Source organism: Algoriphagus halophilus (assembly GCF_900129785.1).
Taxonomy (GTDB): Bacteria; Bacteroidota; Bacteroidia; order Cytophagales; family Cyclobacteriaceae; genus Algoriphagus; species Algoriphagus halophilus.
The window spans coordinates 387236-404969 of record NZ_FSRC01000003.1 but is presented as its reverse complement, the minus strand read 5'-3'; the positions used below and the strand labels follow the sequence as shown (position 1 = coordinate 404969).

At 38.8% G+C, this 17734-nt stretch carries 15 protein-coding genes; 8 read left to right on the top strand and 7 right to left on the bottom strand.

Annotation, left to right across the window (positions count from 1 at the left end):
- The first annotated feature begins 68 nt into the window (after positions 1-68).
- Together BUR11_RS18445 and BUR11_RS18440 are read left to right on the top strand one after the other, a co-directional pair.
- On the top strand, positions 69-1151 hold the full coding sequence (locus BUR11_RS18445) for a sensor histidine kinase (RefSeq protein ID WP_074226487.1): 1083 nt from the start codon (positions 69-71) through the stop codon (positions 1149-1151).
- A complete protein-coding gene (locus BUR11_RS18440; RefSeq protein WP_074226486.1) occupies positions 1148-1897 on the top strand; it encodes a LytR/AlgR family response regulator transcription factor in 750 nt (249 codons plus the stop codon). The genes BUR11_RS18445 and BUR11_RS18440 overlap by 4 nt, the downstream gene beginning before the upstream one ends.
- A 38-nt stretch (positions 1898-1935) precedes the next feature.
- Here the strand turns inward: BUR11_RS18440 and ffh are convergent, their stop codons facing one another.
- Positions 1936-3270 (bottom strand): signal recognition particle protein, encoded by a 1335-nt coding sequence (gene ffh, locus BUR11_RS18435; protein WP_074226485.1) that lies wholly within the window; start codon positions 3268-3270, stop codon positions 1936-1938.
- Positions 3271-3431: 161 nt separating this feature from the next.
- Here ffh and BUR11_RS18430 point away from each other — a divergent pair, with 161 nt between their 5' ends.
- From BUR11_RS18430 to BUR11_RS18415, 4 genes are all read left to right on the top strand, one after another.
- Positions 3432-5843 carry a YfhO family protein gene (locus BUR11_RS18430; protein WP_074226484.1) on the top strand — a complete coding sequence of 804 codons (2412 nt, stop codon included), beginning with the start codon at positions 3432-3434 and terminating at the stop codon, positions 5841-5843.
- Positions 5830-6546, top strand: a complete 717-nt coding sequence (locus BUR11_RS18425; protein WP_074226483.1) for a class I SAM-dependent methyltransferase — start codon at positions 5830-5832, stop codon at positions 6544-6546. The genes BUR11_RS18430 and BUR11_RS18425 overlap by 14 nt, the downstream gene beginning before the upstream one ends.
- A gap of 7 nt (positions 6547-6553) precedes the next feature.
- A complete protein-coding gene (locus tag BUR11_RS18420) occupies positions 6554-7078 on the top strand; it encodes an FKBP-type peptidyl-prolyl cis-trans isomerase (protein WP_074226612.1) in 525 nt (174 codons plus the stop codon).
- 86 nt (positions 7079-7164) lie between these two features.
- Complete coding sequence (locus BUR11_RS18415) at positions 7165-7584, top strand: c-type cytochrome (RefSeq protein ID WP_074226482.1); 420 nt, start codon at positions 7165-7167, stop codon at positions 7582-7584.
- A gap of 58 nt (positions 7585-7642) precedes the next feature.
- Here BUR11_RS18415 and BUR11_RS18410 read toward each other — a convergent pair whose 3' ends face one another.
- Both BUR11_RS18410 and BUR11_RS18405 read right to left on the bottom strand, forming a co-directional pair.
- Positions 7643-8602: an ABC transporter ATP-binding protein gene (locus tag BUR11_RS18410; protein ID WP_074226481.1), complete on the bottom strand. Its 960-nt coding sequence runs from the start codon at positions 8600-8602 to the stop codon at positions 7643-7645.
- A complete protein-coding gene (locus BUR11_RS18405) occupies positions 8599-8949 on the bottom strand; it encodes an MmcQ/YjbR family DNA-binding protein (RefSeq protein WP_074226480.1) in 351 nt (116 codons plus the stop codon). The genes BUR11_RS18410 and BUR11_RS18405 overlap by 4 nt, the downstream gene beginning before the upstream one ends.
- A 145-nt stretch (positions 8950-9094) precedes the next feature.
- On the opposite strand from BUR11_RS18405, the gene BUR11_RS18400 reads away from it, so the two are divergent.
- Complete coding sequence (locus BUR11_RS18400; protein WP_074226479.1) at positions 9095-9985, top strand: sterol desaturase family protein; 891 nt, start codon at positions 9095-9097, stop codon at positions 9983-9985.
- A gap of 109 nt (positions 9986-10094) precedes the next feature.
- Entirely contained in the window at positions 10095-11198 is a 1104-nt protein-coding gene (locus tag BUR11_RS18395; RefSeq protein WP_074226478.1) for an acyltransferase family protein, read from the top strand.
- Positions 11199-11256: 58 nt separating this feature from the next.
- Here BUR11_RS18395 and BUR11_RS18390 read toward each other — a convergent pair whose 3' ends face one another.
- From BUR11_RS18390 to BUR11_RS18375, 4 genes are all read right to left on the bottom strand, one after another.
- A complete protein-coding gene (locus BUR11_RS18390; RefSeq protein WP_074226477.1) occupies positions 11257-11451 on the bottom strand; it encodes a DUF6728 family protein in 195 nt (64 codons plus the stop codon).
- 48 nt (positions 11452-11499) lie between these two features.
- Positions 11500-13482 (bottom strand): (E)-4-hydroxy-3-methylbut-2-enyl-diphosphate synthase, encoded by a 1983-nt coding sequence (gene ispG / locus BUR11_RS18385; RefSeq protein WP_074226476.1) that lies wholly within the window; start codon positions 13480-13482, stop codon positions 11500-11502.
- Between the two features lie 2 nt (positions 13483-13484).
- Positions 13485-14189 (bottom strand): SDR family oxidoreductase, encoded by a 705-nt coding sequence (locus BUR11_RS18380; RefSeq protein WP_074226475.1) that lies wholly within the window; start codon positions 14187-14189, stop codon positions 13485-13487.
- 63 nt (positions 14190-14252) lie between these two features.
- Positions 14253-17717, bottom strand: a complete 3465-nt coding sequence (locus BUR11_RS18375) for a hypothetical protein (protein ID WP_074226474.1) — start codon at positions 17715-17717, stop codon at positions 14253-14255.
- Between the last annotated feature and the right edge of the window lie 17 nt (positions 17718-17734).

Sequence of the window (17734 nt, the reverse complement as noted above, 5' to 3'; positions counted from 1 at the left end):
TTAGATTGGTAGATTTTATTTTAGGTGTTTAGGGACTTTTCCTTAGTTTCAGATCGAAATACAAACAAATGCCTCCATTTAGCTCAAAAAAGAACCTTTCATTTATCGTCCATATACTTGGTTGGTTGATGCTCTGCATCATTCTAATCTTGCTATCTCCGCTATCTTGGAGAATGGGAGATAATGAATTACCAGATGCATTTTGGTATAAGCAGGTTTTTCTCATCATATTCCTCATTGGAGTTTTCTACTCCAATGTTTCCATCACCGTCCCGAGGATTCTTCTTAAAGGAAAAAACTATCAATACATCTTATTGGTGGTGGGAGGGGCTATCCTTTTTTACTTTTCCATTATTTATTTTGAGCAATTCATTAAGTATCCCCAAAAGATGCATGAATTCTTCAATCCAAATAAGCCCTATTCACCAAGGGGAAGATGGTTGCCAGGAGATGTCTTCCAGATTCTATTATATATGGTATCTATAGGATTAAGTACTTCTTTGGCATTGGTACAAAAATGGCAGCGGGATGAAGTGGAACGTCAAGATCTTGAAAAGCAGAAAATCAATACAGAACTATCCTATTTAAAAGCACAGATCAATCCTCATTTCTTCTTTAACACCTTAAATAACATCTATTCACTCACCAATCTAGATGTGAAAAAAGCACAGGAAGCTTTATTAAAACTTTCTAGAATGATGCGATATGTACTGTATGAAAATCAAAAGGATGTCACGCTACTAAAAAAAGAAGTCAACTTTATTCAAGACTATATTGAGTTAATGAAGATGAGGCTTTCGAATAATGTCAAATTAAATCTGAAAATAGAAGAGCCCAAAGATGATCATATCATTGCTCCTATGTTATTGCTTCCTTTTTTAGAAAACTCTTTTAAGCATGGAATCAGTAGTCAGAAGGAATGTGAAATAACCATCCGTCTGGAAGTAATGGGTGAAACCTTATTTTTTGAAACTCGAAATCAAATTTTTCCTATCCACTCAGATAGCCCTGAAGCTAAAGAAAATGGGATTGGCATGGTCAATACTCAGAGAAGGCTTGCTTTATTATATCCTGAAAAACATCGGCTTAAATTTGGTAAAGAAGAATCCAATAATGAGTATTGGGTAAACCTTACAATTAATCTTGCATGAAACTCAAATGTGTAGCGATAGATGACGAGCCATTAGCCCTCGACTTGATCTGCAAGTTCATTGAGCAAACCTCTTTCCTACAACTAGAAGGCCGGTTCAGTAATGGAATCGAAGCTTTAGGCTTTATCAACCAAAATGAAGTCCAGTTAATATTCATGGACATCCAAATGCCTGATCTTTCCGGGATGGAACTTGCTAGGGTATTGGATGGAAAAAAGAATTCTGATAAGACAAGAATCATTTTTGCCACAGCTTACCATCAATTCGCCATAGAGGGCTATAAAGTGGAAGCTTTGGATTATTTGCTAAAGCCTTATAGCTACGAAGAATTTCTAAATGCTGCCACAAAGGCTTTTAGCTATTTTGAAAAGTTAAACTCCGCAACACCTATCAGCAGTAATCTAGCTGAGTCTAATGCTGTTCCCGAATACATTTTTTTAAAAGTGGAGTATCAGTTGGTGAAAGTGATTTTAAAAGATATTGCCTACGTAGAAGCTTACAAGGACTATGTCAAAGTTCATTTAATTTCCAAGCCCAACCCTCTACTCTCTTTGACAAGTTTGAAAAGTATGGAAGAGCTACTCCCTTCCTCCCACTTTATGCGGGTACACCGATCCTATATTGTTTCATTAGATCATATTGATTCGGTTTCAAAAAATGTAATTCAGATTGGAAAACACCACATTGCCGTAGGAGATAATTACAAAGAAGCTTTCCTTGAGTTTCTAAGCAAATGGATGAATTAAAGAATTAAAAAAGGGAGCTTGAAGCTCCCTTTTTACTTTTATCTTTTGCCTCCTGGCATCAATCGGCTCATGGCTGCTTTAGCCCCGCCCATTTTATTCATCTGCTTCATCATCTTACGCATATCGCTAAATTGCTTCATCAAATTATTGACTTCAGTAATGGTCCTTCCTGATCCATTTGCAATACGCTTTCTTCTACTTCCATCGATCACATCAGGTTGTTGCCTTTCCAAAGGGGTCATACTTTTGATAATAGCTTCTATAGGTTTGAAAGAATCATCATCAATATCCAAGCCCTTCATAGCCTTGCCCATACCAGGGATCATTCCCATCAAATCTTTGATATTACCCATTTTCTTCACCTGCTCTAGTTGAGAAAGGAAATCATCAAAATTGAAACTGTTGGTTCGGATTTTTGAATTGATCCTTTTGGCCTCTTCCTCATCAAAGGATTGCTGAGCACGTTCTACTAAGGAGATTACATCTCCCATACCCAAAATACGTTGGGCCATTCTATCTGGGTGGAATACGTCAATATTCTCCATCTTTTCACCTGTAGAGATGAATTTGATTGGTTTATTGACTACGTGACGAATAGAAATAGCTGCACCACCACGGGTATCACCATCTAATTTCGTCAACACCACCCCATTGAAATCTAAACGCTCGTCAAAAGTTTTTGCGGTATTTACAGCATCTTGACCAGTCATGGAGTCAACAACAAACAAGGTCTCGGAAGGATTGAGCTCTTTTTTCAACTCCTCAATTTCCTGCATCATTTGCTCATCCACAGCCAAACGACCTGCTGTATCGACAATCACGGTTTTCTTCCCTGATTTCTTAGCATATGCGATCGCATTGTTTGCTATTTCTAATGCATTTTTATTTTCTGGCTCCGCATACACCTCAACCCCTACTTGCTCACCTAGCACTTTCAACTGGTCAATCGCAGCCGGTCTGTAAATATCACAAGCCACTAAAAGAACTTGTCTACCCTGTTTCTTAAGTAAACTTGCTAATTTCCCTGAAAAAGTAGTTTTACCAGAACCTTGAAGACCAGAAATCAATACTACAGAAGGGTCTCCAGATAAATTGATTTCCACTTTGGTGCCACCCATGAGTTTGGTCAGCTCTTCCTGTGTGATTTTAACCAATAACTGACCTGGAGAAACTGAAATCAATACATCGCGACCAAGTGCCTCTTTTTTGATCGTATCAGTTACTTCCTTCGCTACTTTATAGTTAACGTCAGCATCAATTAAGGCTCTTCTTATCTCCTTAACCGTGGTGGCTACGTTTATTTCTGTGATCGTACCAGTACCTTTCAGCGTTTTGAAAGCCCGGTCTAATTTTAAACTTAAATTATCAAACATTCCTATTGCGGCTATTTGTGGCAAAAGTAATGATTTTCATCAGGGATAGAAAGCATCATTTCATCTAATACTGCCACCAAGCAAATAATGTGATTAGGACTCTTTGCCTTTAAATTCCTAATTTGCGGCTGCATCTAAAAAATCCTCGAAATTTCTTTTTCATGACCATAGATTTTAAGAAAGACATTCTCCCTCACGCAGTGGGAATTGCCCTATTTTACGCCATTGTTGCGATCTATTTTTCCCCAGTGGTTTTTGAAAACCAGGTTATATTTCAAGGTGACATCTTGAAATGGGAAGGATCTGCAAAAGAAACAATGGATTTCAGAGAAGCGACCGGTGAGGAAGCGCTTTGGACCAACAGCATGTTTGGTGGCATGCCTGCCTATTTTATAAGCATGGATTTCCCCGGAGACATCACCAATGCTTTAGTCTCCATCCTTTCTTTGGGATTACCTCACCCTGTCAATGGATTGTTTTTTGGAATGGTGGGAATGTACATTCTATTGTTAAGCTTCAGGGTAAGGCCAATATTTGCCATTTTAGGCAGTGTTGCTTTTGCCTTTAACACCTACAATTTACTCAGTTTAGCTGCAGGACATAACGCTAAAATTTGGGCAGAATGTTTAATCCCTCTCATTATTCTAGGCATTCATTTGGCCTTTGAAAAAAAGAGAATCCTAGGTGCATCCATTTTGGCTTTAGGCCTTCTCCTACAATTCAAATTCAATCACGTTCAAATCACTTACTACACATTCCTGATGGCAGGAATATACGTTTTGGTAAGAGTTATTTTTGAATGGAAGAAAGAAGGTCTAGTTCCAATGGCCAAAACAGTAGGAATCTTAGCCATCGGTGCCATATTAGCCATTGGAGGAAATATAGGTAGACTGGCGACTGCGTTGGAATACTCTACCTATTCCACAAGGGGCGAGATAACTATTGAAACAAAAGAAGCTGGACTCGATAAAGAATATGCTTTTGGATGGTCCAACGGAATTATGGAATCCTTCACTTTTTTGATTCCTGATTTTTATGGAGGCGGATCCAATACTCCTTTACCCAAAAATTCAGCTTCAGAAAAAGTACTGAGACAACAAGGCTTAGACCCTGCTCAAATCAATGGTTTTGTTCAAGGAGCGCCCACTTATTGGGGTGACCAACCTTTTACTGGAGGACCTATTTATGGAGGAGTAATACTAGTCTTTTTAGCAGTTTTAGGGATCTGGGCAGCACCTAAGCAAACTCTAGTCATCTTTGGTGCAATTATCGTCTTCTCTTTGATGCTTTCATGGGGTAAAAACTTGTCCTGGTTCAATTACGTGCTTTTTGACTACTTGCCTGGATACAACAAGTTTCGAGCAGTTTCCATGGCTTTGGGTATGACCTTGTTTGCTATTCCTGTTTTAGGAATGGTCTCATTAGAAAAACTTGTCAAAGAGAAAAAATTGAAGTCACTGTATATGGCAGGAGCTGTAACTGGTGGTCTTATTTTACTTTTTGTCCTAGGTGCTGGTATGTTTCGATTTGAAGGAGCGGCAGATCAGGGGCTCCCTGATTGGCTTCTTGGGGCATTGAGAGAAGATAGAAAGGCCATGCTACAATCCAGTGCATTAAAGAGCTTAGGATTCTTAGCAGCTGCCTTTGCCTTGAGTTATTTTACGGTCAAAGGAAAAGTGAGCGATCTTATTCTTGGTGCAGGTCTATTTATTTTAGTCCTATTTGACCTTTGGACCATCAATCGCCCTTATTTAAATTCGGACTCCTTTGAAAAGAGTCCAACCAACACCTATTTTGCTGAAACCCCGGCTGAAACTGAAATCTTAAAGGATGAATCCTATTTCCGAGTTTTGGATTTAACAGAAGGGATACAATCAGCAGGAAAAGCGAGTTATAGATTCCACGCCATTGGAGGATATCATGGTGCCAAATTGAGACGTTTCCAAGACCTGATCGATTACAGACTTTCCAGTGAGCTCAATAATTTTGTCACCAAAGCTCAGGAGGGAGACTTCGATTTTTCAGGCATCCAAACATTTAATATGCTCAACACCAAATACATCATTGCTGGAAAAGCAGCCAATTCAGTATTTGAAAACCCTGAAGCAAATGGGCCTGCATGGATTCCTTCTAGTGTACGCAGTGTTGATTCAAATTTGGAAGAGATCACAGTACTGGGAGAAATCAACACTAAAACTGAAGCAACGATTAACACAGATGAATTTGGTCAAGTTGCTACAGGAGTTGGAACCATTGAGTTAACTTCCTATGCGCCAAACCATCTTTCCTATACCGCCAATATGAGCCAGGGAGGATTGGCTATATTTTCAGAAATCTACTACCCTGTGGGATGGACAGCGACAATTGATGGGCAAGAATCCGAAATTTTAAGAACTGATTATTTGCTTAGAGGGTTAACTATTCCTGCCGGTCAGCATGAAATTGAATTTCATTTTGCCCCAAGCAGCTATACCAAAACCAAAACACCTATGATCATCTTCCAATACCTGATCATTTTAGGATTAATTGGCGGTGTATACTTCACTATAAAAGAAGAAAATGGAAGAGCCTAAAGACAAAATCATCAGCTACTACGACCAGTTTTCCGAAAAACAGGAAAAGACTGGAATCAACTCCAGGCATCTTAGTATTCTGGACAAGGTAATGGCTGCCGGTCTTAAAGAACATCATCGCGTACTTGAAGTAGGCTGTGGCATTGGCACAGTTAGTAGCCTAATTGCAGGTCAGGTTAAAAAAGGTGAAGTATTGGCTGTAGATATCAGTCCAGAAAGTATAGATAAAGCCAAAGTGATCTGGAAGGGTTTTGACAACTTAAAGTTTGAAGTTTCTGACATGTCTGATTTTCACAAAACCAATCAGAAATTTGACTTCTTTGTCTTTCCGGATGTATTGGAACATATTCCAGTGGATCAGCATCCACGTTTATTTCAAACTATTCAGGAACATTCACATCAGGATTCCGTGATTTTTATTCACATACCTGCTCCAAGGTATTTGCAATGGATGATTCAAAATGAGCCTGAAAAACTTCAGGTGATCGATCAGCCTTTAGACTCGGGAGACTTAATCAAAAGCATTACCTCTAGTGGTTTTTACCTTGAAAAAATGGAAACCTATTCCGTCTTTTTTGAAGAAAAAGATTACCAATATTTTGTCTTCAGATCTCAGAAACCTTTGGAACATTCCACCCCAAGAAACAAATGGAAAATTCTCAAGGAAAGACTAAGTATCCGATTAAGACATGGAATTAAATAAAGAAGATATGAAAATTGAAAACAATAAGGTGGTTGGGCTTACTTACGAATTAAAGGTAAGTAAGACTGAAGATGAAATTGAATCAGCTCCTTTCTCCGTAGAAGTTAGAGACACAGAAGACCCATTCTATTTTCTTTTCGGACAAAGTGGACTTCCCGGTAAATTTGAAGAATTGTTGGGTGGTCAATCAGAAGGCGAGGAATTTTCATTTACCCTCTCTGTGGAGGAAGCATATGGTGAAGCCGATGATGAATTAATCATCAACCTTCCCAAATCTCAGTTTTCGGGGGAGCAAGGGTTTAAAAAGGAAATGCTTGAAGAAGGGAACTTTCTTCCTCTCATGGATGAAAACGGATACCCTATGCAGGCAAAAATCTTAAAGGATTTAGGAGAGGATTTGCTGTTGGACTTCAACCATCCTTTAGTCGGCTTTGACTTGCACTTTGATGGAAAAGTAATAGAAGTCCGTGAAGCAACTAAAGAAGAGATAGAGCATGGACACATTCATGGAGAACATGGAACTGACCATTAGAATTATTCTTATTCTATTAAATATGAAGGGCATGAAAATTAATTCATGCCCTTTCTTTATTATATTTTCACAAACATCTTTGGCCAATGACTAGAATATTCCTCCTTCTTTTTTTGTCTTTTGTAGGGTGTACTTCTATTGATAAGAAGAAATCAATTGAAAATGAAGTGATCAGCTCAAAAGCAGATGATTACTTTCGGGTGATTGAGGGTCAAGATGAAGAAATTGACACCTCCTTAGTTAAAAGAGGAGAAATTCTAATCGCTTATTCGGATTGTTTAGACTGCCATAAAATTGAAAATAGAGCAAAGGGACCAGCATTTTTAGACATTTCAAAAAGGTATCCTTACCAAGAGGTTTACATAGATTTACTATCTCAAAGGATCATATCTGGAGGAAATGGATCATGGGGATATCCTGTTATGTCAGCCCATCCTAATCTAACCGTTGAAGATTCAAAGGCCATGGCTGCCTTTGTATTGTCAATGGAAAATTTACGAGATTAAACTTTAATTTTAAACCTGCATAAGTCAGCGGCCACACGATTAATCAGATATTAGATTATTACTTTTTCAATACCATGACTTTATCCTCATCAAACTGAAGATATACCCTGTCACCAATTTTAAATTTGCGGAGCGGATCATCTACTTCCCAAATTTCACCCCCATTTTTCAACCGAACTTGCAGGCTATTAAAATGCACCAAATAACGAGTGTCCACTACATGTCCAAGAAGTGGCCCTTTGGTTCTTAACTTGACATTGGAAGGTCTTATATATGAGTTAAATCGATCTGGAATGAGGTTGATAGGGCTAAACAGCTGAGCAACGTACTTAGACATAGGGTGTTCACACAATTCTTGAGAAGTCCCCTGCTGAACGGTTTTCCCTTTTTGCAAAATCAAAAGGTTATCGGTAAGTCTGAGCGCATCATCCAAGTCATGAGTCACAAAAATCACAGTAGTCCCCAATTCCTGAAATAATTCCTTTAACTCAAATATCAATTGGTGAGTTTGAATGGTATCTAAAGAGCTAAAAGGCTCATCCAGCAATAATAATTCAGGCTCTACACTCAATGCTTTGGCTATAGCCACTTTCTGCTGCTGTCCACCTGAAAGCTGTCTTGGATATCGATCTCTAAACGCTTTTAAACCCAATAAATTCAAAAGATTTTCCACTCTGGATTTTGCATATTCCCTTTCATAATGAAGCAGCGGACGAGCAATATTTTCTTCTACTGAGGAATTTGGAAACAAATGGTAATCTTGATGGATCAATTTGATTTCATCATAGCCTGAAACCAATTTATGCTTCGGGTTTAATATCAACTCTCCATCTAGGTGGACCTCTCCTTCATCTTGGATCTCTAGACCTGCCATAATTCTTAGAAGGGTACTTTTCCCGGATCCACTCGCTCCAACGATGGAAAGGAAATCTCCTTTATTTAGTTCTAGTGAAAAATTAACTAAGGCTGGGTTCTGGTCATAGGATTTTGACACATGACGAACGGAAAAGTAACTCATAGGCGTATTTCTGCCTGGATTTTCTTTGGCAGGCTAGCAAAGATAAGTTCGTAGGAGTGATCTGCCAATTCAAGGATCAAAGGATCTGGAACATTGCCAGTGGTACTGACAGAATTCCATTGTTTTTTGTTCATATGATATCCAGGAGTTATCCCTTCGTACTGCTCACGTAACTCTATGGACCTCTCAGGATCACATTTAAGATTGATGTACTGAAATTGACTGATAGAAGTAATGGAGAATATTTTTCCTCCTACCCGAAAACAAAGTGCATCCTCATCAAATGGAGTATCTTCGGTGGTACCGGGTTTTGACAAACAATAATCTCGATAATAGGTTAATGTCATTGAGCTTCAATAATTCATTGAAAATAAAGAATTCGATCTGAATCTTTATCTCAATTTAAATTTATCAAAAGACAATTTCATATTCAGCAATATTTTTGTGAGGGATGTCACGTAAGGGTTAGGATAAAATAAACATCTTTGTTGCATGGAAAAATACATCAAAGCAATTTCTGACGGCTATTATGGCTATTGGAATTATTTGGTAAATGAAATATTAAATCCTTCATGGCATAATTACTTCTATTGGCTCATTGGAGCCTCTTTTGTGATTTGGCTGCTGGAAGTATTTTTCCCTTGGAGAAAAAACCAACCCGTTATCCGAGAACATTTTTGGCTGGACATTTTCTACCTTTTCTGGAATTATTTCCTTTTTTCCCTTGTGGCTTACAATGCGCTTTCAATGGTCGCAGTAGAAGCCTTCAATGATTTTCTGGGACTATTTGGAATAACCAATACCGTTGCGATCAAAATCGATCAACTCCCAGTCTGGGTTCAATTATTTATCATCTTCATCGTACGAGACTTTATGCAATGGGCGATTCATATGATGTATCATCATGTTGGCTGGATGTGGGAATTTCATAAAGTCCATCACAGCACCCGAGAAATGGGCTTTGCGGCATTACTGAGATACCATTGGATGGAAAATATCTTGTATAGGACACTGGAATATATCCCTTTGGCTATGATTGGGGTGGGGATTACAGACTTTTTCATTGTCCATATTTTCACACTTGTGGTAGGGCAACTGGGTCATTCCAACTTATATATTCCATTAGGGCCTCTCCGATATATTATCAATGGGCCCCAAATGCACCTTTGGCATCATGCAAAAGAACTTCCTGAATCCCATCCAAATGGGTTTAACTACGGGATCTCCTTAAGTCTTTGGGACTTTATTTTTAAGACTAATTATTGGCCTTCTGATGATGAAAATCTTCCAGTAGGGCTTCCCGATGAAGAACACTATCCTGAAGATTTCATAGGTCAAAATCTTGCCCCTTTTCAGCGGATTTTTGGAAAGAAAAAAGGTTAAAAATCACGAATTGTGATTTTGTCCAAATGGGGCAAAGCTTTTTATATTATTGGCAAGGCCATATTTATCTATTTTGGTTAGTTTAGGGTAAAACCCAACCTACAACCAAATGGATTCAACTTTAATCAAGTCTGGAAGGCTTGTTTCACTGGACACCTTTAGAGGGCTGACCATGTTTCTGTTAGTGGCAGAAGCTGCTTCAGTTTATCATAGTTTATTAGAGGCTTTTCCGGAACCTGGATTTTTAAATTCCCTTTTCACGCAGTTTACTCACCATCCTTGGAACGGACTTCGATTTTGGGATTTGATCCAACCCTTTTTCATGTTTATAGTAGGTGTAGCAATGCCCTTCTCTTTGAATAAACGACTAGCAAATCATGAAGACCGATCCAAAGTAACAAGACATATCCTTAAAAGATGTCTATTGTTATTTCTATTTGGCACTGGACTCCATTGCATCTATGCAGGTAAATTAGTATTTGAACTTTGGAATGTATTGACCCAACTTTCCTTCACGATTTTAGTAACCTTCTTCCTCCTTAAGAAATCCTGGAAAATTCAATTGGGAGTTTCCATAGCCTTATTAGCCCTTACAGAAGTTCTTTATAGATGGTATAACCCCGAAGTTCCTTATGAACATGGAACGAATTTCGGTAACTATATCGACATGATTTTGATGGGTAAGATCAACAATGGGGGCTGGGTAGCAATCAACTGCATTCCTACAGCGGCACATACCATTTGGGGAGCTATTTGCGGAAATATCCTTTTATCCAAAAGTCTGCCGAAAGATAAAATTAAGACATTTGTTATTGGAGGAATTATAGGCTTAATCTTAGGATATGGGCTTGACTTGATCGGAATTACTCCTATTATTAAGAGAATCAGCACCAGCTCCTTCGCATTTGCTTCTGGTGGATGGGCTTTATTGGCCTTAGCTTTTTCCTACTGGCTGATTGACGTAAAAAAATACCAATCCAAAGCTTTTCCTTTCATCATAGTAGGAATGAACTCCATCTTCATTTACCTGTTTGCAGAAATACTCGGACATCGCTGGCTTAATAGTACTATAGGGATTTTCACCACCGGTTTTCTTGAGCCAATTGGTTTTGGAGAGCATTCATTAGATATCATCACAGCATTCTGTACCTTGGCTGCCATGTGGGGTCTTTGCTATTTTCTTTACCGCAAAAAAATCTTCTTTAAAATTTAGTCCAAAAAAAGGTCATCTGGAAATTCAGATGACCTTTTACTAGGGTACTCGATTAATCTTATATAAATCTTTTAAGGGTCCAAACGATCAAAGCCAAAATAAAAACAATGATGGAAATCTTATTGATACCATGCATCATTCTCAAATTCAAGTTGGATTTTTGGCTTGGGTCAGGTTTTTGAAAAACTCGCACAAAGTAATTTCCAACTTCGCCTAACTTAAAGAACTCTTTAACTTTATTATTTTCTGACATAGTTTCTGAATTTGAATATTCAACAGGAAAATGGAATAATAAGTTTATTTAAATCGAATCGGATTCACTCCACATCCCATCTTCTTTAATAATCTCTATCAGTTCATCTACCGCACGTTCTGAAGGAACTGATCTTTTCATCACTTCTTTTCCTTTGTAAAGGGTAATTTTTCCCTTCCCTGAACCTACATATCCATAATCTGCATCTGCCATTTCTCCAGGTCCATTCACGATACAACCCATAATTCCAATTTTCACACCTTTCAAATGATCTGTTCTTTTTCGGATCATGGCAGTAGTTTCCTGAAGGTCAAACAAGGTTCTACCACAAGAAGGACAAGATATGTACTCCGTCTTGGACATTCTTGTTCTTGCTGCCTGAAGTACCCCAAAGCCTACAGAATTATGCAATTTTACTTGGTCCAAAACCTCCTGTCGATCCGTCTGGTTTTCTTTTTCCAAAGAAATAAATATTCCATCCCCTAAGCCATCTATTAGCAAGCCTCCAACATCAGTGGCAGCATATAACATGGTTAAATCATGATCCTGATCTGGATAGGCAATTTTTACCACCACAGGTATCTCAGTATTTGATTCCATAAGGCTGACAAAAGCCCTCCTTAAAGCAGGCATCGCATGCTTATTGGAAGTTTTCAAAATTAACACCGTGTCCTTTCTATTGGCAACAAGAGGAATGACTTCCTCTATTTCGGTATCAAAAATTTCCAGGAAATTCAGCTCTAAATGAAAAACCGAAGAACTAACATATTCAGCCAAGTTAAACAACGGAAACTTGTTGATTTGATCTGATTGTTGTTTCCAAATGGCTACATATTGAATTTCCTTCATCCCATTTGGCAACATAAACGGAATGGGGTTGTAGCCTGAAAAAACAAAATCACAACCTTGATCATTCATTTTCCATTTGTCCAATTCCGGTAAATAGAAATGCCCGGTTTGCTTTATTTCCTTCTCTGTAATTTTCTCGATTTTAGATATATCTGTGATGACCCTAGGGACATGATGCCCTCCAAAATTGAAAACCTCGTAGGAATGTCGTTTCTCATGGTCAAAAGGATGAATAGGATATTCGTCTATTTTCTTTATTTCTGCATGAGGAGTCCGATTTGAATACCGATCAATCAATGCTTTGGCTACAGGCGCTTCAAATTCCGGATCCTCTGTTAAGGAAACCCGAACTGTATCACCCAACCCATCTTCCAGCAAGGTACCAATTCCTACTGCGGACTTAATCCTTCCATCCTCCGCTTCACCTGCTTCAGTTACTCCCAAATGAAGAGGGTAAGGTTTGAAGCCCCCTTCGTCTAATTTTTGAACTAACAAACGATACGCCTGCACCATCACCTGCGTATTGGAGGACTTCATAGAAATGACAATATCATGATAGTTTTCGTCCTCACAAATTCTTAAAAACTCCAGTGCAGATTCCACCATTCCCAAAGGAGTATCTCCATAGCGACTCATAATTCTATCCGAAAGAGAACCATGGTTGGTACCAATTCTCATGGCAGTACCATGCTGTTTACAAATCTTTACCAATGGTAAGAATCGGTCGCGGATTCTATTCAATTCCTCCTGGTAAGATTCATCCGTATATTCTATGACTTCAAATTTCTTTTTATCCGCATAGTTACCCGGATTGATTCGAACCTTCTCCACTATTTTTGCAGCAACTTCTGCCGCATTGGGAGTAAAATGAATGTCTGCTACTAAAGGGGTACTATAACCTCTTTTACGTAGCTCATCTTTGATATTTTTTAAATTCTCTGCCTCTTTAATACTTGGAGCCGTAATACGTATCAATTGACAACCTGATTCAATCATTCGAATACATTGCTCCACGGACCCTTGGGTATCCATGGTATCCACGGTCGTCATGGATTGCACCACAATGGGATTATCCCCACCGATCAACACCCCTCCTACATTGACAGGAATGGTTTTCCTTCTCGAATAGGAAGTAAGGCTATTGCAATACAATTGATCCTGCGATTTTATAATTGGCTCCATAATTAAATATCTCCTAATTGGGGTCTGATCACTAATTCTTCAACAACAGTTTGGGGTGAAAGGTTATAAGCAGACCAAACAGATTCTGCTACATCTTCCGCTTTCATAAACCTTTCTTCCGGCAAGTCTACCCCTTCCCAACTAGCTGTATATGTGGCTCCAGGAAGAATGGAAGTAACTTTTATATGATCATCTTTTAATTCCTCTCTAAGGCATTTGGTCATTCCTAACATCGCCCATTTAGAAATGGCATAGCTGCCTCCGTTGGCATAGGCTGTCAGTCCAGCAATGGAGCCCATACTAAAAATATGACCACTTTTTCTGGCTACCATACCAGCTATTAACGCACGAGTTAAATAGTAGGCTGAGTATAAATTGGTATTCATCATCAGCTCAAAATTACCTTCCGGTTCATCCAAAATTGCTCCTGGAAGGAAAACCCCCGTATTGTTCACTAACACATCAGGAACTCCAAAAGCTTTTACCTTTTCAGCAAACTCCAACACTTCTTCTTTTTTGGAAAGGTCAGCTTTCACGGCCAAAACATGGATCAGAGCATGATTTTCCTCTAAAGAAGCTTTCAAGGAGGCTAGTTCCTCTTCATTTCTAGCACAGGTAATCACATCAAACCCCTCATTTGCAAAACGCTCGATAATGGCCCTTCCTATGCCCTTTGTGCCTCCTGTGACCAAGATACTTTTACTCATTTATTTCGTATTTTAATAGTTAGTATGACAACTATCTACCTTGCACAAAGTTACATTTTTTTATCAAAATAGAGCTGAAACTTGCATTCTTCCCACGTGAACCAGCCGGTCAAGGCCCTGAGAATTTCTGCCTTCGTACACTAAATTCAATTGCAGACCTTCCCCTATTTTCTGTAACCAATTTAATGTCCAAGTCACATTGGTACCTGGAGTCAATGCCTGTAACATTTCATACCCTACAGGAGAGTTGGACACTCCATTATAGTCTATTTGAATCAACTTTAAATTCCCGGATAAGGTGGTTTTAATTGCTTTTGCATACCGTAAGTCCAAAGCTACCTGGTGCAATGCTGCCTTCTCCTCAAACTCCATGTTCTCTACATTCTCTTTATCTGTAAAAGAATAGGAAATGGTACTTCGGAAAAAAGGTGATGGCTGCCATGCAAATTCAGGCCCGATGGTTTGTTGTTCAATGGTGTAATTTCTATTCTCAAGAAAATCAGAGCCAGACAGCCTGTTTCCTGTACTCGCGTGAACCCTCAAAGAAGCACTTGGAGTAAAGTTATATCTCGTATTCAGTTTCCAGTCCTTTTGAATTAAATCTTCAAATCCCCCAGATAGTAATTGTTTCAATTGTGAATCAAACAGAGAGAGATCAAACCCATAATTGGCAGAGGCCCTATTAAAGAAAAAAGAAGTCCTGATTACTTGTCGAAGTGAAAGGATATCTTCTCTATCCAAGTGCCCGATAAATGGATTGATTCGATCTCCAAAATCATCAGTAGTCACTTTCTTTTCTATACTTAAGCTGGTCGTATTGGAAAATCTATGCAAAATGGATTTTAATCCACCTGCCTCTTTCCAAGATTGGGGGAAATTGGCTTGAACTCTATAATTCAAAATACTTGTATATGCTTGCACATAGGTATCAGTAGGCACAAAAATTTTAATGTACTGTTTTTCCTCAGGGTTGATCGCTAAATAAAATTCATTCAATTGCTGCACACCATCCCCATTATCATCCCTCCAGGTATGCGTCCCGTCTCCATTAGGTGCCGGTAGAAAAACGAATTCACGTTGAAGTTCCCTCCCATTCCCAATTGCATAACTAACCTCATTTCGAATTACATTTTCTCCAAGACTTCCTTCATAAAATAGTCTCCCCATGACATTTAATTCAGATGGCAATTCTCTTTGTAAATATTCCAACTCTCTATAAGTAAAAGTGCTGCTCAAACTATGTTTGGACCATTGCTTTTTAAAGGTGAAATTGGATGTAAATGCTTTCGTGTCGTTTTCCAGCTTTCCCAAATAAGGAGCTCTATCCTCTCTCCAAGCAGCATCCATCAAAAAAGAAGTAGAAAGTGAGTCGTTACTCTTTATATAGATTAAATGTTGTTGAAAATTCATGGCCGTGCTAAGGATTGAATCACGTCTGGAGTCTCGGAGGGTGTTTCTATCCACAGAAAATTGATATCCGGGGACCAATAATTTACTCTTGAATGAAACATCACCTAGGTATCTTATCCAATCCGTTTTCAGACTATCTTTCTGACTATTCAGTTTGAAAAACTCCTGCCGCAAATCAATTCTCTTCCCCAGTTGCAAATTCCAATTCACTGTATGCTGGCTTCCATTTAGCACATTCTTCCTATTTCGAAGGTAAATCCTATAATCAAATCGATTGGAAAGGTCTTTTGTTAATGAGACCTGGGTCCAAAAAAATTGTTCCTGTGCTGCGAGTTGCAAGTCCTCTTGGGTCAGTCCCCAATCCCTGTCAAATTCAATGTATCTGAATCGATCAATGAAGTTGAAGTTGGTGGAATTATATTCCAGTTCTGTCTGACCTGAAAATTGATACCCATCTAGCCATTTTAGTTTTCTGTTTTCCGATTCCAACCCTATTTTCCAACCTAACCCTTGATTATCTGCATCGTCCAGGTCTGAAAACAAATTTTTATCTAAGGAAGAAAGTGCCAACTCCGTATACACTTTTTCATGGGCTCCTAATTTCACCCGGGTCCCTGCCGTCACCATTCTTTTACTATCAGGTGCTGCCAATTGGCTTAAAATGGAATAATCCCCCTGGGGCTGCCCATTGACACGGGTTACATATTCGTATACCGTACCATTCGCTAATTGACTTTTCCGACGGTAATCCCCATTGCCCAGCCCAACTTGGGAAAATGAAAGGGCAAAATGAGCTAATTCTGGATCTGTGGAATATTCATAATAAACGAATGGCTCTCCCTGACTATCAAAGCCTTGTATTTTTTGATATAGAATTCGATTCTGATCAAATGCTACGCTATCTATTCTAGGAATTAATGCATTTTCTGTTTGATCTCCTACAATGGCCAATAACCGAAGCTCTTCTTGGCTAAATTCTGTAAATAAGGGTCTATTTCTATTATCTTTTTCCTGGTAATAATTCATATAAACATCCACAGAACCATTACTCTGGGTGTGGTTTGCTCCTAAAATTGAGCGGCTATAGTTCCGTTCAGCATATTCAAAATCAACCCTTACTCTAGAATATTGAGTGATCAGCACATTGGGTGTAAAGGTGATTTCAGCCTGGTTATAATCAATTACATAATCCGCATTAAACCCTCTTTGTAATTGCTTTCCATCTAAAAACACGCGCTCCGAGTTTGCCATGATAATTACGAACCGCTCATTTTGGGGACCTTGAATCCGGTAAGGCCCCAAAACTCCTTCTAAAATAGGGAGCTGAATGGAAGCAAATTTTCCTTTCGCGATAGAAGCAAATCCTTGTGAACTTGCTTTCCAACTCCCCTTCATCTTGTAATTAGAGGTAAACTGAAGTCCTTGGACATTTTTGTAATACCTCAAAAACTGCGACTCCCGTTGCTGGAGGACAACATCTCCCGCTGCCAAACTAAAATCATCATTATATAGCTCAATCAAAACATTATCAAAATCCTGTATTTGTTGAGTATTTCCCTCAGGTTGAAAAGGGACATTTTGGTCTGTTATACTGGCTCTGATTTTCAAGTTATCCGAAATACTTCCTTCCAACTGTAAGTTCAAAGCCGAATTGACAAATACATTTTGGGTATTCCCAAAAGAAATCCCACGGGTCAGACTTCCTGATTTATAGAGATCCGTACTTGGAAAAAGTTCTTCTCTAAAATCAAAAGTTGGAGACTCTAATAATCGAGTATCCCGAAATTGGGCCATCGAATCATAGTCCGCAAGTAACGTTCTTCTGGTCACAGCTTGATCTAGGCGAATAGAGAATGTCTGATAACAAATGTTGACAGAATCCGGCAAGGATGCATCCCCGAAAATCACTTGAAGTTTATTGGTGTTGAGATCGTATTGAAAGGCATAGGTTTCTCCGTTACCCCCTTTCACGCGAATACTTTCTTCTAAAATCGAAAGTGAATCAAGTATGGCTGGCTGGACATAATCCGAACTTTTCACCCATAGACATTTTTCCTGAGCTTTTGCAGATGCAAATAAGCCAACTAAAAGTACACAGGAAACAATCCATTTATGCATGTTCAATTAAAGCCCTT

What these genes read in the sequence shown, in the direction of transcription:
- BUR11_RS18420 (WP_074226612.1), top strand. Translation starts at nt 6,554, where the DNA reads ATGAAAATTGAAAACAATAAGGTGGTTGGGCTTACTTACGAATTAAAG.
- BUR11_RS18440 (WP_074226486.1), top strand. Translation starts at nt 1,148, where the DNA reads ATGAAACTCAAATGTGTAGCGATAGATGACGAGCCATTAGCCCTCGAC.
- BUR11_RS18390 (WP_074226477.1), bottom strand. Translation starts at nt 11,451, where the DNA reads ATGTCAGAAAATAATAAAGTTAAAGAGTTCTTTAAGTTAGGCGAAGTT.
- BUR11_RS18400 (WP_074226479.1), top strand. Translation starts at nt 9,095, where the DNA reads ATGGAAAAATACATCAAAGCAATTTCTGACGGCTATTATGGCTATTGG.
- BUR11_RS18405 (WP_074226480.1), bottom strand. Translation starts at nt 8,949, where the DNA reads ATGACATTAACCTATTATCGAGATTATTGTTTGTCAAAACCCGGTACC.
- BUR11_RS18430 (WP_074226484.1), top strand. Translation starts at nt 3,432, where the DNA reads ATGACCATAGATTTTAAGAAAGACATTCTCCCTCACGCAGTGGGAATT.
- BUR11_RS18375 (WP_074226474.1), bottom strand. Translation starts at nt 17,717, where the DNA reads ATGCATAAATGGATTGTTTCCTGTGTACTTTTAGTTGGCTTATTTGCA.
- BUR11_RS18415 (WP_074226482.1), top strand. Translation starts at nt 7,165, where the DNA reads ATGACTAGAATATTCCTCCTTCTTTTTTTGTCTTTTGTAGGGTGTACT.
- BUR11_RS18445 (WP_074226487.1), top strand. Translation starts at nt 69, where the DNA reads ATGCCTCCATTTAGCTCAAAAAAGAACCTTTCATTTATCGTCCATATA.
- BUR11_RS18395 (WP_074226478.1), top strand. Translation starts at nt 10,095, where the DNA reads ATGGATTCAACTTTAATCAAGTCTGGAAGGCTTGTTTCACTGGACACC.
- BUR11_RS18380 (WP_074226475.1), bottom strand. Translation starts at nt 14,189, where the DNA reads ATGAGTAAAAGTATCTTGGTCACAGGAGGCACAAAGGGCATAGGAAGG.
- ffh (WP_074226485.1), bottom strand. Translation starts at nt 3,270, where the DNA reads ATGTTTGATAATTTAAGTTTAAAATTAGACCGGGCTTTCAAAACGCTG.
- BUR11_RS18425 (WP_074226483.1), top strand. Translation starts at nt 5,830, where the DNA reads ATGGAAGAGCCTAAAGACAAAATCATCAGCTACTACGACCAGTTTTCC.
- BUR11_RS18410 (WP_074226481.1), bottom strand. Translation starts at nt 8,602, where the DNA reads ATGAGTTACTTTTCCGTTCGTCATGTGTCAAAATCCTATGACCAGAAC.
- ispG (WP_074226476.1), bottom strand. Translation starts at nt 13,482, where the DNA reads ATGGAGCCAATTATAAAATCGCAGGATCAATTGTATTGCAATAGCCTT.